Origin of the sequence: Actinoplanes sp. NBRC 101535 (assembly GCF_030269225.1) — a bacterium.
Classification (GTDB): Bacteria; Actinomycetota; Actinomycetes; order Mycobacteriales; family Micromonosporaceae; genus Actinoplanes; species Actinoplanes rectilineatus.
Genome location: NZ_BSSY01000007.1, coordinates 90,913 through 106,474, shown reverse-complemented (window position 1 = coordinate 106,474; position 15,562 = coordinate 90,913). Strand labels below are relative to the sequence as shown.

The following is a 15,562-nucleotide window of genomic DNA, read 5'->3' as shown; positions in this document are numbered from 1 at the left end:
GCAGCCCGCCAGGTGCTGCAACAGCACGGCGTCGACGACGGCACCCGGCTCTCTTACAGGAACGAGGCCATTCCCCTTCAGGAGGCGTAGGGGAATCTCATACAAAACGCCGCACCGGCTGACGACTGGGCAGAGCCGTCAGCACGGGCGGCGACATGACAAGAATAGCCCGCAAGGCACCCGCCACAGGAGTCCCCGACAGGCGGTTCACTCTTCAGCCGGAGTCCTCGAAGGTAGCCGTCCTACCGTTCGGCGAGTGCGGCCAGCTAGCTGAGAAGATCAAAGAGGAACCCAAGAGATCGTGGTGAACCATGCCGAAGAGGCCTTTGAGCTGCTCGTCAACCAGCGAACACGACGCTTGCCGGGAACTCCCCCCGCTCACGCCGGAGGCCCTTGATATTCGATGCGATGGCGCCCAGTATCCAGCCAAAGCGCCTGCCATCAGGACTGATCCCCCATGACTCCTTGTCGATGGTTAACACCCGATCGAAGTCTTCACCGAAGACAGCTCATACCGCATGGTCCCGCAGACCAAAGCACGTGGCATCCGGCAGGATCCGAACTCGCAGCCGAGGAATCATGAGTCCCCTGATCAGGGGGCGTAGCCGCGCAGCGTGAAGGCGATCGTCTCGCGCAAGGCGTCCTCGGCCTTCGCGTCCGGCAAACCTCCGTGCGAGGTCAGGTCGGCCAGGCCCTGCAGGACCGCGGCCAGCGGCACCGCCAGCTCCAGCGCCGGCCCCGCACGCACCTCGCCCCGCCGCTGGCCGTCTTCGATCACGCCCAGGGCCAGGCCCATCAGCCGGTGCGTCGCGGCGATCAGCTCGGGCGGGGCGGACGGGTCGTGTTTGCGGGAGAACATCAGCTCGTGCAGGGCCACGTTCTCCGTCACGAAGGTGACGTAGGAGCGGATCAGCGCGTTCAACCGGTCCGCGAACGAGCCTCCGGTCAGGGCCGGGCCCAGCACGGCGGTCAGCCTGTCGTAGCCCTCCATCGCCAACGCGTCCAGCAATGCCTGTTTTGTCCGGAAGTGCCGACTCGGGGCGGCGGGGCTCACCCCCACCTCGCGGGCCAGTTCGCGCAGTGACAGCTCGCCCGGGCCCCGCGTGCGCAGCGCGTCCTCGGCCGCAGCCAGCAGGGCCGCGCGCAGGTCTCCGTGGTGGTAAGCCATGCGAGCCACCCTATCAAAATGTTGGCGTTGCATACATTGTTATCGCCGCCTACATTAGGGGCATGACGACGAAGAACCCGTCCCCGGCCAACATCGCCGCGCAGATCGGTGCGAAGGCGAGCGGCTCACGGCGTACCCGGATCCAAGCCTCTCCGCAGTTCGACGGTGGCAAGTTCCGCAACAGTGTGCCGACCAGCAACTCGCTGTCGCTGAGCGCGATTCCGCGGGTCGCCGCCGGGGCGCTGTTCGGCGGCGAGGCACGGCGGCCGAAGCATGACATCCCGGTGGTGCGAAGTAGCGGCGGCGACGCGGACGGCCTGCACATCACCTGGTACGGGCACTCCAGCGCGCTGATCGAGATCGAGGGCAGCCGCGTGTTGCTCGACCCGCTGTGGAGCGACCGCTGCTCGCCGTCGCAGCTGGCCGGGCCGAAGCGGCTGCACGCGGCGCCGATCGCGCTGCACGAGCTGCCGCCGGTCGACGCCGTGGTGATCTCGCACGACCACTACGACCACCTGGACATGGCGACGATCCAGCAGCTCGCCGCGAACACCGAGCACCCGGTGACGTTCGCGGTGCCGCTCGGAGTGGGCGCGCACCTGGAGCGCTGGGGTGTGCCGGCCGACCGGATCGCCGAACTCGACTGGAACGAGAGCGTCAGCGTCGCCGGCGTCGAGTTGATCGCCACGCCGGCCCGGCACTTCTCCGGGCGCGGGCTCAGCCGCGACGACACCCTCTGGGCCAGCTGGGTGATCAACGGCCCGTCCCGGAAGGTCTTCTACTCGGGTGACACCGGCTACTTCCCCGGGTTCGCGGAGATCGGCGCGCAGCACGGGCCGTTCGACGCGACGCTGGTGCAGATCGGCGCGTACAGCCACGACTGGCCGGACATCCACATGTTCCCCGAGGACGGTGTCGCCGTGCACCGTGACGTCCAGGGCGGACTGATGATCCCCGTGCACTGGGCCACCTTCGAACTGGCCGCCCACCGCTGGGCCGAGCCCGTCGAACGCGTCTGGCAGGAGTCGAAGGCTCATGGGGTACGCCTCGCGGTCCCGCGTCCGGGCGAGCGCATCGACGTGGACAGCCCGCCGGAGTTCGACGCCTGGTGGGAGCAGATCGCTTAAGGGGTCATCCCCGGCCCGATTCCGGGGTCTGCTCGATCATCTTCCTGAACCACGGCTGGAGAGGACCGTGGCCAGGGGCCAGAGCGACTGCGCGCCGGCGGCTACCCGTTCGGCCAGGCCTACATGGTCGCCGGTGGTGAGGGTGACGGCGAACCAGCCGATCAGGCCGAGCAGGACCAGGGCGGCGGCGGACGACACCGCCGGGCGCAGCGCCGCCGGGCCGGGGCCGCGACGCCAGGCCAGCGCCGGCCACACGGCCAGGGCGACGAACGCGGCGGTGGCCACCGTCATGTGGGCGGTCGTGGAAGCGTCCGGTGCGAGCGGGAAGGCCGCCACCAGCATCGTCGCCACCCCGCCGAGTCCGAGGACGATCCGGCCCGCCGGCGCCGCCCGGGACAGTCCGAGCGCGGTCACCACGTGGGCGATGCCGACGCCGACGAGGGCCGCGGTCATCAGCCACCGGTCGGTGGCGTCCAGGGCGGCCAGCGCGCTGATCGTGTCGACCGTGCTGTCGAAGCCGGCCGGTTGCCGCCGGGCGGCGACCTCCCAGCCGCCGATCAGCAGCACCGGCGCCGACGCCGACGACAGGACCGCCCACCACGGCACGGACGATGATGTCATCGCGCCATTCAACCGCTGCCGACCGGGACGCCGATCGGCAGGGCCGGGCAGCCGGCCGGTCAGCCGGTGATGCCGTGGACCGCGGGGACGGTCAGGGTGCGCTTCTTGGCCGTACCCCCGATGATGATCTTTCGCAGTGAGGTGTTGTTCTTCGTGGTCAGCTCGGCCAGGTGGTTCGACGGGTTGGCCTTCACCTGGATGTAGTACGTGCCGTTCTTCAGGTTGGTGATGTCGAACGACTGGCCGGGGCGGTCCTGGCTGTAGGTGTCACCGTTGCCGATGTCGAGGACCTCACGCACCGCGACGACCGTGTTCGCGCCGCAGGACGTGGCCAGCGACGTGTTGTCCGGACGCCACTTCGCACCCTTGATCGTGTAGTCGACGGCATCCGTGTTGGCCAGGCAGAACGCCTCCTTGCCGCTGCGGACGGCGAGTTTCTTGTCCGCGGCCAGCAGGTTGTACTGGGCGAAGTCGGTGAAGTGCCAGTGCATGTGACCCTCACGCGGGTCCCACTGCATGGTCCCGGCGGCCTTCGAACCGACCTGCTTGCCCTTGGCATCGAAGAAGTACTGGTAGGCGTCCATCTTCTCGGTGCCGGTACGCCGGAAACCGTCGACGACGAGCGGGGACGTGCCGGCGTTCCACACGGTGGCGCCGAAGTTCACGTACCACTTGCCGTTGGTCTTCCCGGTCTTCTCGTCCTCGCCCTGGGTGAGCGAGATCCCCCAGGCCGGCAGCGACCGGAGGTCCGGCTTCGGGCCCTGCGGCGTCGCCTTCACGGTGGCGGGACGACTCGCGGCAGCCCGGAACTCGGGCAGGTACGACGAGACCTGCCGGCTCGCGTCGCCCTGTGCCGCGTGCAGCCCGTGCTCGTCGTGACCGGCGGCGGTCACCGGCCCGGCGGCCCGCGCGTCCGCGGCCCGCGCCGCCTCGATCCCTCCCTCATCCGTCTTCACGTCGACGACCTTCACCGCGACCGTCGCCGCCGCCTTCCCTGCCGGGATGCCGAACATGCTGCGGTACTTCTTGTTGACGGTGGCGGTCGCGGTGTACGTCCCGGCGGTCAGCTTCGACAGTTGTGTCTCCGACCGCGGCCGGTCGTCGACGGCCGAGTCCCAGCCCGCCTGCACACCCCAGACCGCGCCGAGGCGGAACGGGTTCGGGCTGTACCCGCCGCAGTCGGCCGGGTAGGGGCTGGTCGCCGGCGCGTCCCGCCGGGTCCGGCCGGTCGAGTAGGAGTTGCCGCAGAACGACGTCTGGTACGACGTGACCGTCTTACCGGCCTTGTCCTGGATGGTGATCGTGGTGAAGTCCTTCAGCCCGGTGAAGTCCTTGACCGTCCCGGCCGGCAGCTTGACCTGCGTCTTCCTACCGTTCTTGACGACCGTGCGGGTCGCGGTGATCGGCTTGTCGTACCCGGCACGCTTCGCCCGCACCTCGAAGGCGTCCCGGCCCGCGATCAGGTGCATGCCCAGGTCGAGGGAGACGTACGCCGGCTCGCCCTTGACGGCGTACCGCTCGGCGGTCACGGTCCCGGTTGCCGCCACCATGCTGAGCGGAGCCGGCGTGGTCGCGGCCTGCGCCGGGCCCACCGCGAGTCCGCTCAGCACCAGCGTTCCCAGCGCCACTCCGACGGCCGGCCAGCGGCTTCCCCGGTACTCGATCAAGCGTTCCTCCACTGCTCAGGCCGGTAGGAGCCGGTCACGTGGAGAACATCTCAACCCAGAACCTGAGAAGAAGCTGTAGGTCTTTGGTGCCGCAGCTGTCAGCCGATCGGAGCCCGCCACCAGACCGGCCGGTCCAGTCGGGGCGTTCGGTCCGGCCGGGCATCATCTGATCCTCCGGGCGGGTCTGCCGGTGTGGCTGAGGACGGATCCGGCGCTGAGGACGCGTACCACGTCCGCCGGCCGATCAGCCCCGCGCTCGATGACCTCCGGTGACGCCGTGGGCGGCGTCGGTGAAACGGCGCCGGTACGTGGAGGCGCTCAGGCCGTAGTGGGCGCGGAACCGGCGGGCGAAGTAGTTCTGGTCCGGCCATCCGACGCTCTGCGCGATCTGCGTGATCGGGTCGGTGGTGTGCAGCAGCAGGTGGGCGGCCGCCTCCACCCGGTGCCGGGACAGGTAGGCCACCGGGGGCAGGCCGGTCGTCGCCTTGAAGATGCGCACCAGATAGCCGGGGCTGAGCCCGAGCCGGCCGGCCAGGTCCGCAAGGTTCCAGGGACGGGCCGGGTCGGTCTCCAGCAGGCGGATCGCCTGGGTCACCGCCGGGTGGGTGGCTGACGTGCCGGGCGGCGGGCCGGGCATCGCCCGGGACAGGACGGTCAGGAACAGGATCAGGCGGCCGATCACGTCGCCGTGGTCGGGGCCCCGGCCCAGCGCATCCAGATGGTTCGCGGCTTCCGCCAGCGCCGGATCGGGTAGCCGGCCGGTGAGGATTCCGCGGCGCTGGGACGCGTAGGGGCCGGTCCACAGCAGGTGGCCGAGCAGCGGTTCCTCGCGGGTCCACGCTAGTTCCCGGTGCAGCAGGTCGGTGGAGAAGCCGCAGTTGTACAGGCGCAGACCGTCGCACGACTCGTAGCCGTGCCACACGCCGGGGCGCAGCAGGATGACATCGCCGGTGGCCAAGGGGCGGCGGCCGGTCATCGAGCGGTGCACGCCGGTGCCGCCGACGATCAGGGCGATCTCCACGAAGCTGTGCGTGTGGTCGGGGTGCCGGTCCTGATGCAGGTAGGGGCCGGCGAAGGCCAATGCCCCGTCGGCCAGGAACACCAGGCCCCGGGTGTCCTCCACCGGATAGTCGGTCATGCCCGCCCACGGTAGACGTCCCGATCGTGCTACTCCAGGTGCAGCTTGGCCTATCCGAGCCGGGGCGGCGACACCACGATGGATCTGCGCCCGCAACCGTGTGGTAATCCGGGGGAAACCTCGCGGGCAGGCGCACATCGTCCTGACACGAGGAGCCCCATGCGCCCGTCCGCCCTGCGCCTCGAACACGACAGTCGATCCGTTCTCGGCACCGGCACGCCGCGTCTCTCCTGGATCGTCGAGGAGGCGCCGCCGGGTCATCGCCAGCGGGCCTATGCGATCGCGATCGGCGACGACGAATACCTGGTCGACGGCGCCGAACAGGTTCTGGTGCCGTGGCCCGGGCCGCCGTTGTCGTCCCGCGAGCGGGCGACCGTGCGGGTGCGGGTGCGCGGCGAGGACTGGAGCGAATGGTCGGAACCGGTCACCGCCGAGGTGGGGCTGCTGCATCCGGAGGATTGGACAGCCGTTTTCGTCGCGCCGGAGAACGACGAGGACAATGCGCTGCAGGGCCGGTTCACCATCGACGGCGGTGTGGTCCGCGCCCGGTTGCACATCACCGCCCACGGCCTCTATCGCGCGCACCTCAACGGCATCCGGATCGGCGACCACGAACTCGCTCCCGGATGGACCAGTTATCACCACCGCCTGCGCTATCAGACGCATGACGTCACCGCGCTCCTGCGCAACGGCGACAACAGCCTCGACGTGCTGCTCGGCAACGGCTGGTATCGCGGTCGCCTCGGATTCCAGCAGGGCCGCGCCCTTTACGGCGACAAGCGCGCGCTGCTGGCACAACTCGAACTCACCTTCGACGACGGCACCACCCGATCGGTGGTCACCGATGACAGTTGGCGTTGCGGTCCCAGTCGGATCAGATTCGATGATTTGTACGATGGACAACTCACCGATCTCCGTCGATCGGTCCCGGCGCGTTCACCGGTGAACGTCATCGGTGCCGACCTCGGCAGGCTGGTCGCGGCGGACGGTCCGCCGATGCGCGTCACCGGGGTCCTCCCCGCCGTCGCGGTCAAGGGCACTCTGATCGACTTCGGGCAGAACCTGGTCGGCTGGGTCCGGCTGAAGACCCGCGGCCACCGGTCCGGTCACGAGATCACGGTCCGGCACGCCGAGGTGCTCGAGGACGGCGGGCTGGGGGTGCGCCCGCTGCGGACCGCCGCCGCCACCGACACCTACCTGCTGGCCGGCCCGGACGAGATCACCCTCGAGCCGGTCTTCACCTTCCACGGTTTCCGGTACGCCGAGGTCAGCGGGGTGCCGGACCTGCGCGCCGAGGACGTCGAGGCGGTCGTCGTCGGCTCCGACCTGCGGCGTACCGGATGGTTCGCGTCCAGCCACGACCTGCTGAACCGGTTCCACGAGAACGTCGTGTGGGGCATGCGCGGCAACTTCCTGGACGTGCCGACCGACTGTCCGCAGCGCGACGAGCGGCTGGGCTGGACCGGCGACATCCAGGTGTTCGCGCCGACCGCCACGTTCCTGCACGACAGTGCCGGTTTCCTCACCTCGTGGCTCGCCGACCTGGCCGCCGAGCAGCTGCCGGACGGTTCGGTGCCGTTCGTGGTGCCGGACGTGCTGCACGACGACGGTCCGGCCGCCGCGGCCTGGGGGGACGCCGCCGCCCTGGTGCCGTGGACGCTCTACCAGCGGACCGGCGACCGGGAGCTGCTGGCCCGTCAGCTGCCGAGCATGCGCGCCTGGGTGGACCGGATCGCCGCGCTGGCCGGCGACGACCACCTGTGGACGGGTGGTTTCCAGTTCGGCGACTGGCTGGATCCGGCCGCGCCGCCGGAGAACCCGTTCCAGGCCCGTACCGACCCGGACGTGGTCGCCACCGGTTATCTGGCGCACTCGGCGCGGACCGTGGCGGCCGCCGCGGAGGTGCTCGGCGAGACCGATGTCGCCCAGCGGTACCGGGAGTTGGCGGACCGGGTACGCGACGCGTTCGCCGCCGAGTACGTGACGGACGGTGGCCGGGTGCTCGGGGACACCGCCACGGCGTACGCGATGGCCCTGGAATTCGATCTGCTGCCCGGCGCGCGGCAGCGGGAACGGGCCGGGCAACGGCTCGCGGACCTGGTCCGGGCCTCGGGGTTTCGGATCGCGACCGGGTTTGTGGGCACGCCGCTGATCGCCGACGCGCTCACCACGACCGGTCACGCCGAGGTGGCGCACCGGCTGCTGCTGCAGACCGGCTGCCCGTCCTGGCTGTACCCGGTGACGATGGGTGCGACGACGGTCTGGGAACGCTGGGACAGCATGCTGCCGGACGGCTCGATCAACCCCGGCGAGATGACCTCTTTCAATCACTACGCGCTCGGTGCGGTCGCGGACTGGATGCACCGCCGGGTCGCGGGGCTGGCCCCGGCCGCCCCCGGGTACCGGGAACTCCTGGTCGCGCCGGTGGTCGGCCGCGCGCTCACCGCGGCCCGGGCGAGGCTGCTCACGCCGTACGGGAGAGCGGAGGTCTCGTGGCAGCGGGCCGGCGGCGAGCTGCGCCTGGATCTGCGGGTGCCGGTGGGCAGCGCCGCGACCGTGCGGCTGCCCGGGCAGGGCGACGTCCGGGTCGAGCACGGTGATCACTTCTGGACAGTGCCGGACCCGGTGACCCCGGTCGTGCACGGCACGGTCCGGGACGTCCTCGACGACGAGCCGCTGTGGCGGGCGGTCGTGGACGCCGCTGTCGGGGCCGGCGCGGCCGCGGACGAACCCGCGGCCGCCGCCCGGCTCGGCCGATATCTCGACGCGCCGGCCGCCCGGCTCGTCGATGCCCTGACCGCTTTCGGGTTCGTGCCGAACGCGGCGGAACTGCGCACCCGCCTCCAGGTTCTCTTGACCGAGGAGCACTGATGAGAAGATTCCTGACCGCCTCCGTCGTCCTCTGCCTCGCGCTGACCGGCTGCAGCGCCGGCAGTCTCGGATCCAGCGAGGACGACGGTGACGGTGTCACGCTGACATTCCTGGTCGACAACTCCGACACCAACCGGAAGCTGGGCGAGGGCCTGGCCACCGCATTTGCTGCCGCCAATCCCGGCATCACCGTGAAGGTGGAGATCCGGCCGCAGGGCACCGAGGGCGACAACCTCATCAAGACCCGGCTGGCGACCGGCGACATGACCGACGTCTTCCAATACAACTCGGGGTCGCTGATGCAGGCCCTGGCCCCGGCGAAGAACCTGGTCGCGGTCGGCGACCAGCCGTGGGCCGCGCAGCTCGACCAGAACTTCACCACCTCGGTCACCGCCGACGGCAAGGTGTACGCCGCGCCGTTCGGCAACTACAACGCCGGGGCGATCCTCTACAACCGGGCCGTCTACGCGAGACTCGGGCTGACGGTGCCGGTCACCTGGGCCGAGTTCGAAGCGAACAACGCCGCCCTGAAAGCGGCCGGGATCGCGCCGGTCGTCCAATCGTACGGCGAGACCTGGACGTCGCAGCTGTTCATCCTCGGCGATTTCCACAACGTGTCCGCCGCCGATCCGCGGTTCGCCGAGAAGTACACCGCCAATCAGGTGAAGTACGCGTCCACCCCGGCCGCGGTCGCCGGATTCCAGCACCTGCAGCGGGTGCACGACGCCGGCTGGACGAACGAGGACTTCGCGTCCGCGAAACTGGACGACGCGATCGCCCTGCTCGCCGAGGGAAAGGGCGCGCACTATCCGATCCTGTCCGGCATCATCAGCCAGCTGGCCGGCACCTTCCCGGACAAGGTCGACGACATCGGCCTGTTCGCCGTTCCGGGCACCGACGCCGCGAAGAACGGCCTGACGGTGTGGGCGCCGGCCGGCGTCTATCTCCCGGCGAGCACCACCGATGCGAAGCGGGAGGCGGCGCTGAAGTTCCTCGCCTTCGTCGCCAGTCCGGCCGGCTGTGACGCGCAGACCGCGGCCGCCGCGCCGCAGGGACCGTTCGCCCTCACCGGGTGCACGCTTCCGGATTCGGTGCCGCAGGCGGTGAAGGACATGCAGACCTATCTCTCCACGCCCGGCAGATCCAGTCTGGCCCTGGAATTCCTGTCCCCGGTGAAGGGCCCGGCCCTCGAACAGATCTGCGTCGAGGTGGGTTCCGGCATCCGTGACGCGAAATCCGGTGCGGAACTCTACGACGAGGACGTGAAGAAGCAGGCGCAGCAGCTCGGGCTCACCGGATGGTGAGGCGGTCCGTCTATCCGTACTGGTTCCTGCTGCCGGCCGCGGTCGTCTACGGCGTGCTGTTCCTGGCGCCCACGTTCGCGTCGTTCTGGTTCAGCCTGACCCGGTGGACGCTGTTCGAGTCGCATTTCGTGGGCCTGGACAATTTCGTCACGTTCTTCCGGGAGCCGGCGCTGGTCAAGGGGTTCGTCAACACGCTGATCTACGGGGTGGTGACCTCCGGCGCGAAGGTGGTGCTCGGGCTGCTGCTCGCGGTCGTGCTCACCTCCCGGATCGTCGCCCGCGGATATCTGCGGTCGGTGGTGTTCTTCCCGGTGCTGGTCAGCACGATCGGCGTCGGCCTGACGTTCACCGTGCTGATGAACCCGGAACGCGGCCTGATCAACCAGGTGCTGGGGGCCGCCGGTGTCGACGGCCCCGGCTGGCTCACCGATCCGTCGTGGGCGCTGCTGTCGGTGGCGGCGGTCGACGTGTGGAAGGGCGTCGGCCTGGCCACCCTGATCTACATCGCCGGGATCGTGTCGATCCCGCAGGAGTACTTCGAGGCGGCCCGGGTGGACGGGGCCGGCGCGTGGGCGAACTTCCGGCACCTGATCCTGCCGCTGGCCCGGCCGGCCACCGTCACCGTGATCATCCTGTCGCTGATCGGTGGTCTGCGGTCGTTCGACCTGATCTGGGCGATGACGCGGGGCGGTCCGGGCTTCACGTCGGATGTCATCGCCTCGGTGATCTACAAGCAGTACCAGGCCGGGTTCTACGGGCTGTCGACGGCGGGCAACGTGGTGCTGTTCGTGGTGGTCACCGCGATCGTGCTGCCCCTGTCCCGCTTTCTCAACCGGAAAGAGGTCGAGATTTGAGAAAGTCCACTTTTTCCGGAGTTATCGCGATTGTTGTGTCGTCGGTGGTCTTCCTGGTGCCGTTCGGGTTCATCCTGCTCACCGCCTCGAAGGATCAACGGCAGGCGGCGCGGCTCGACTTCTCCTGGCCGACCGAGTTCCACTTCGTCGACAACCTGATCACCGTCCTCAAGGCCGACGACTATCTGCTGATCATCGCGTACATCAACAGCACGATTCTGACTGTCGGCAGTGTCTCGATCATGGTGGTGCTGGCCGCGATGGTGGCGTTCGTCCTGCAACGCCGGGCCAGCCGCTGGAACGGGATGATCAACTTCCTGGTGCTCAGCGGGCTGATCATCCCGCCCGCGGTGGTGCCGACGATCTGGGTGCTCGACGGCCTCGGCCTGTTCCGCACCATGGCCGGGCTGATCGCCGTCGAGGTCGCGTTCGGACTGTCGTTCTGCGTGCTGCTGTTCCGCGCGTTCGTCGCGACGATCCCCCGCGAGCTGGACGAGGCGGCGATCCTGGACGGCGCCGGCCCCGCCCGGCTGTTCTTCCGGGTGATCCTCCCGCTGCTGCGACCGGTAGTGATCACCGCGGTCGTCGTCCAGTCCGTCACCGTCTTCAACGACTTCGTGAACCCGCTCTACTTCCTGCCCGGCTCGGAGAACGCGACGGTGCAGCTGACCGTCTACAACTTCGCCGGACAGTTCGGCACGCAGTACCACCTACTCTTCATGGACATCCTGCTGGTCACGATCCCGCCGCTGATCATGTTCCTGTTCTTCAACGGGCGGATCGTCGCCGGGATGACCGCCGGCGCGATCAAGGGCTGACCGACGCCAGCATCACGGCGGTGGCCTCCCACAGGCGCCGCTCCCGCTCCCGGTCCTGGGCGACCGGCTGCACCTCGGTCAGCCGGTCCTTCAGCACGAACGCGCCGCCCCGCAGATGTGCCCACCGCGTGTCCAGAGCCGTCGCCGCGAGCAGCGGACCGGACCGCTCCGGCGTCGACACCCCCGGGATCCGCCCCAGCGCCCGGCCGATCGCCTGCGCCGCCGCGGGCGCACCCCGGCCCAGCGCGGTACCCGGCATCCAGCCCGGCTCGAACACCGACACCCGGATCCGGTCACCGGCACGGCGCTGCAGCTCATGGGCGTAGTACAGGATCGCCAGCTTGGCGGTGGAGTAGGCGGTCATCGGCGAGCGCCCCGCCGCCGGCCGGGCCAGTTCGACCGGGTCGGCCCACTGCGCCGGGGCCACGCCGAGCAGCTTGCGCCAGACGTTCGCGTGGTAGGTGTTCGACCCCAGCAGCACCACGCGCCCCTCCGGCGCGAAGGAGTCCAGCAGGTCGCCGATCAGCTGCGCGTGTGCCAGGTAGTTGACGGCGAAGGTCGGTTCGAATCCGTCGCCGGTCGCCTGGCCGCTCTCCGCCGCGATGACACCGGCATTGGCGATCAGGGCCTTCATCGGGGGTACGCGACCAGAGTCCACCAGTGATCGCACCACGCCGGCGGCCGCCCGCACGTCGGTAAGGCTCGCCAGGTCGCAGCCGATCTCGTGCACCGTGGCACCGAGCGCCCGCGCCTGCGCCGCCACCGCCGCCAGATCAGGCCCGGCACGCCCGACCAGCAGAAGGGTGGGCCGGTCGGCGCGCGGCCGGCGGGCCATCGCCAGGACGGTGTGCCGCCCGAGGTTCCGGGTCGGGCCGGTGATCAGAACAGTTCCGGGTTCGTTCATGGGACCCAGCGTGCGGCGGTCCCCGGTCCGCAGGCAGTCGTCCGGTTTTCGTAGGACCACCAGTACCACGACAAGAGGCGACGGTGCGGGCAGACTGGACCGTGTGGAGACGTGGGAGTTCGGCCGGACCGTCCGTCGCTGGCGGGACCGGGTCACCCCGGAGGACGTGGGTGTGCCCGCCGGATCGCGGCGCCGTGCCACCGGCCTGCGCCGCGAGGAGCTCGCCGCCCTGGCCGGCATCTCCGCCGACTACCTGATCCGCCTCGAGCAGGGCCGGGCCACCGCACCGTCCGCGCAGGTGGTGGAGGCGCTGGCCCGCGCGCTGCGGCTGCCCGACGTCGAACGCGACCTGCTCTACCGCCTGGCCGGCCACGCCGCCCCCGGCCCGGACGTGGTCCCGTCCCGGCTGTCCCCGAGCGTCCAGCGCCTGCTCGACCGGCTGTCGCACACACCGGTGGTGGTCTACGACGCGACGTGGACACTGGTGCTGGCGAACGCGCCGTACGACGCACTGATGGGCGACACCACGGCCTGGCACGGCCGGGAACGCAACGCGGTCTGGCGCACCGTCACCGGCCTGCCGTCGCGGGTCGTCCACACCGATCGGGAACACGCCGACCACGAGACCCGCCTGGTGGCCGACCTGCGCCTGACCGCCTCGCGGTACCCCGCCGACCGGGCCCTGCGCCGCCTGCTCGCCGACATGTCCGCGGCCAGCCCCCGCTTCGCCGAGCTGTGGGAGTCCCCGTCCCCGCCGGTGGTGACCGAGCCGTCCCGCCGCAAGACCGTCGACCACCCGGCAGCCGGCCGCATGACCCTGGACTGCGACACCCTGCTGGTCTCCCTGGACGACCTGCGCATCACCGTCTACACCGCCGAACCCGGCACCGACGACGCCGACCGCCTCGCCCTCGCCGTCGTCCTGGGCACCCAGTCCCTGGTCAGCGCTTCGCAGCCCGACACCGACGCAGCAGCACGGTGATCCGCGCCGCGTCAGGCTTCACGAGGAATGCGCCGGATCCGGCCCACCGACAGGTGGGCGGTCCGCCGAATATCCGGGCGCAGGAACCAGCGCCGCGGCGAGATCGTCACGGATCAGGTCGGCGGCCCGCCGTTCCCCGTCCGACGTGGGCGGTCGGGGAATGGCGGCCAGCCGCGTGATGACCGACAGCAGGAAGTCCGGGTCCTCCATGTGCCGATGCTGAGCGTCAGCGCCAGGTGTCGCTGACCCGCTGGGAGCAGGCAGAACCGATCTTGAGGGTACGGTTCGCGCCCGTCTCCCAGGTGACCGTGTCGCCTTCCTTCTTCACGTACTTGTACTCGATGCTCGTGTTCGCGGGCAGGTCGACGGTGCCGGACCAGACCGGGTAGGAGTCGGCCGACAGCGTCACTCCCCCGGTGGTCTTCCACGTGCTCAGGGCGGCGTTGTCGCCGAGCACGACGACGTTCTCGCCCCACTCGGTGGTGACGTTCGCGTCGAAGGTGACGGCGACCGTCGTGCAGGTCGTGGCGCCGGTGCCGGCCTTGGCGTTGACGTCGATCGCGACCGCGCTGTTCGCCGGGATGGTCACCGAGGCCTTGCCGCCGGAGACGGTGACCGTGGTGCCGGCGCAGCCGCTGCCGGTGGCGCCGCCGGTGACCCGGTCGCAGTACGTGCCGTCGGCCAGGCCGGTGGTGTAGGTGGCGGTGGACGCCTTGCTCGAGGCGTTCAGGCCGGCCCAGCCGAGCGAGCCGCGGCGGAATCCGATGATGTTCTTCGCGGTCGCGGTGAAGTCGGCGGCGGTGGTCGCGTCCTGGACGGTGTTGTGCCAGGCCACCATGCCCTTGATGCCGGTCGACCGGGTCAGGCACTGCCAGGCGCCGGTGGTGCAGTCGGTGTCGCTGACGTACCCGTTGCTGTCGGCGGGCGGCGACTGTCCGGTGTTGTCGTCGGAGAAGGTGAAGCCGTCGTACAGGAACGGCTTGCCGTGCGGGTACGCGAGCAGGAAGTAGTTGGCCAGCGTGTAGGTCGACCCGTCCTGGTAGCGCAGGGTGTTCTTGTCGCGTTCGGTGTCGTGGTTGGCGACCATCGCGGCGGTGTTCGCGCTCGGCAGGTCCAGGCCCCAGTTCGGGATGCCGCCCAGTTCGTCGAGGGTGCCGTCGGTGAAGTGGTTCTTCAGTGCGTCGGCGTAGGAGAAGCCGAGCACGTCACCGTTGGCGATGTACTGCCGCGGGGCGAGGGTGCCGGTGCCGCCGTTGGCGACCTCCTGGGCGATGTACGGGGCCTTGCCCTCGGCCGTGGTGGTCTTCAGTCCGGCCACGATCGCCGCGAAGTCGGCCTGCGGGATGTGCTTGGCGGCGTCCACCCGGAAGCCGTCGACGCCGAGCCCGACCAGGTCGTTGAGGTAGCCGGTGATCTTGTCGCGTACCCCGGTGGAGGAGGTCTTGAGGTCCGAGAGGCCGGACAGTTCGCAGTTCTGCACCTCGGCGGGGTCGTCCCAGGCGTCGATCTGGCCGTCCTCGTCGGCACAGGACCCGTCACCGGCGTGGTGGAAGTCGGCCGTGGTGTACGGGACCGCCGGGTAGTCGTAGCTCTTCGCGGTGAAGGTGCTGCCCGCGTAGCCGGTGGTCAGGGTGTTCTTGCTGCCGGCGGTGTGGTTGATGACCGCGTCGACGTAGACGCGCACGCCCGCGGTGTGGCACGCCTCGACCATGGCGGCGAACTGCTCGCGGGTCCCCAGACGACTCTCGATCTTGTACGAGACCGGCTGGTAGACCTCCCACCACGGGTGCGCGCCGACGACGCTGGTCGGCAGTGTGACCGACTCCTGGGGCGGGGCGACCTGGACCGCGCCGTATCCGGCCGGGCCCAGTTCGGTGGTGCACGCCGTGGAGATCGACGTCCAGTTCCACTCCCACAGGTTCGCGGTGACGTCGCTGTCGTTGAGGCGTTCGGCGGCGTCGGCCTGCTGGGTGAGCACGACCGCGGCCAGCCCTCCGGCGGCCATCAGAGCCACGCCGGAGGTCCGGGCGATGGCTACTCGCAGTTTTCGGTTCACGAGGGTCCCCTCGGTCGGTTCTGATCTTGGCGAGGGTGCATGAGCTGCCCAT

General features: G+C 70.0%; 13 protein-coding genes. 6 read left to right on the top strand and 7 right to left on the bottom strand.

Features of this window, described 5'->3' with window-relative positions:
• Positions 1-592 precede the first annotated feature (592 nt).
• Positions 593-1,168 (bottom strand): TetR/AcrR family transcriptional regulator, encoded by a 576-nt coding sequence (locus QSK32_RS20800; protein ID WP_045742665.1) that lies wholly within the window; start codon positions 1,166-1,168, stop codon positions 593-595.
• Positions 1,169-1,230: 62 nt separating this feature from the next.
• Here QSK32_RS20800 and QSK32_RS20795 point away from each other — a divergent pair, with 62 nt between their 5' ends.
• Positions 1,231-2,295, top strand: coding sequence for an MBL fold metallo-hydrolase (locus QSK32_RS20795; protein ID WP_285472823.1), 1,065 nt, complete (start codon positions 1,231-1,233; stop codon positions 2,293-2,295).
• A 36-nt stretch (positions 2,296-2,331) separates the two neighbouring features.
• On the opposite strand, the gene QSK32_RS20790 is transcribed toward QSK32_RS20795, so the two are convergent.
• The 3 genes from QSK32_RS20790 to QSK32_RS20780 form a co-directional block, all read right to left on the bottom strand.
• A complete protein-coding gene (locus QSK32_RS20790) occupies positions 2,332-2,916 on the bottom strand; it encodes a DUF998 domain-containing protein (protein WP_045742667.1) in 585 nt (194 codons plus the stop codon).
• A gap of 59 nt (positions 2,917-2,975) precedes the next feature.
• Entirely contained in the window at positions 2,976-4,583 is a 1,608-nt protein-coding gene (locus tag QSK32_RS20785; RefSeq protein ID WP_285472822.1) for a lysyl oxidase family protein, read from the bottom strand.
• Between the two features lie 244 nt (positions 4,584-4,827).
• Complete coding sequence (locus tag QSK32_RS20780) at positions 4,828-5,721, bottom strand: AraC family transcriptional regulator (protein WP_285472821.1); 894 nt, start codon at positions 5,719-5,721, stop codon at positions 4,828-4,830.
• A gap of 159 nt (positions 5,722-5,880) precedes the next feature.
• Between QSK32_RS20780 and QSK32_RS20775 the strand changes: the two genes are divergently transcribed.
• From QSK32_RS20775 to QSK32_RS20760, 4 genes are read left to right on the top strand one after another with little or no spacing between them, the layout of a single operon-like run.
• Complete coding sequence (locus QSK32_RS20775; RefSeq protein WP_285472820.1) at positions 5,881-8,592, top strand: family 78 glycoside hydrolase catalytic domain; 2,712 nt, start codon at positions 5,881-5,883, stop codon at positions 8,590-8,592.
• Positions 8,592-9,896 (top strand): ABC transporter substrate-binding protein, encoded by a 1,305-nt coding sequence (locus tag QSK32_RS20770; protein WP_285472819.1) that lies wholly within the window; start codon positions 8,592-8,594, stop codon positions 9,894-9,896. The genes QSK32_RS20775 and QSK32_RS20770 overlap by 1 nt, the downstream gene beginning before the upstream one ends.
• Positions 9,890-10,750, top strand: coding sequence for a carbohydrate ABC transporter permease (locus QSK32_RS20765; protein WP_285472818.1), 861 nt, complete (start codon positions 9,890-9,892; stop codon positions 10,748-10,750). Before QSK32_RS20770 ends, QSK32_RS20765 begins: the two co-directional genes overlap by 7 nt.
• 35 nt (positions 10,751-10,785) lie before the next feature.
• Positions 10,786-11,568, top strand: coding sequence for a carbohydrate ABC transporter permease (locus QSK32_RS20760; RefSeq protein WP_285472817.1), 783 nt, complete (start codon positions 10,786-10,788; stop codon positions 11,566-11,568).
• Here the strand turns inward: QSK32_RS20760 and QSK32_RS20755 are convergent.
• Positions 11,558-12,472, bottom strand: coding sequence for an SDR family NAD(P)-dependent oxidoreductase (locus tag QSK32_RS20755; protein ID WP_285472816.1), 915 nt, complete (start codon positions 12,470-12,472; stop codon positions 11,558-11,560). The two genes, QSK32_RS20760 and QSK32_RS20755, sit on opposite strands and share 11 nt — an antisense overlap.
• Before the next feature lie 103 nt (positions 12,473-12,575).
• Here QSK32_RS20755 and QSK32_RS20750 point away from each other — a divergent pair, with 103 nt between their 5' ends.
• Positions 12,576-13,454: a helix-turn-helix transcriptional regulator gene (locus QSK32_RS20750; protein ID WP_045742673.1), complete on the top strand. Its 879-nt coding sequence runs from the start codon at positions 12,576-12,578 to the stop codon at positions 13,452-13,454.
• 18 nt (positions 13,455-13,472) lie between these two features.
• Here the strand turns inward: QSK32_RS20750 and QSK32_RS20745 are convergent, their stop codons facing one another.
• Together QSK32_RS20745 and QSK32_RS20740 are read right to left on the bottom strand one after the other, a co-directional pair.
• Positions 13,473-13,664, bottom strand: a complete 192-nt coding sequence (locus QSK32_RS20745) for a hypothetical protein (RefSeq protein WP_045742674.1) — start codon at positions 13,662-13,664, stop codon at positions 13,473-13,475.
• Positions 13,665-13,680: 16 nt separating this feature from the next.
• A complete protein-coding gene (locus QSK32_RS20740) occupies positions 13,681-15,510 on the bottom strand; it encodes a carbohydrate-binding module family 20 domain-containing protein (protein ID WP_045742675.1) in 1,830 nt (609 codons plus the stop codon).
• Positions 15,511-15,562 lie beyond the last annotated feature (52 nt).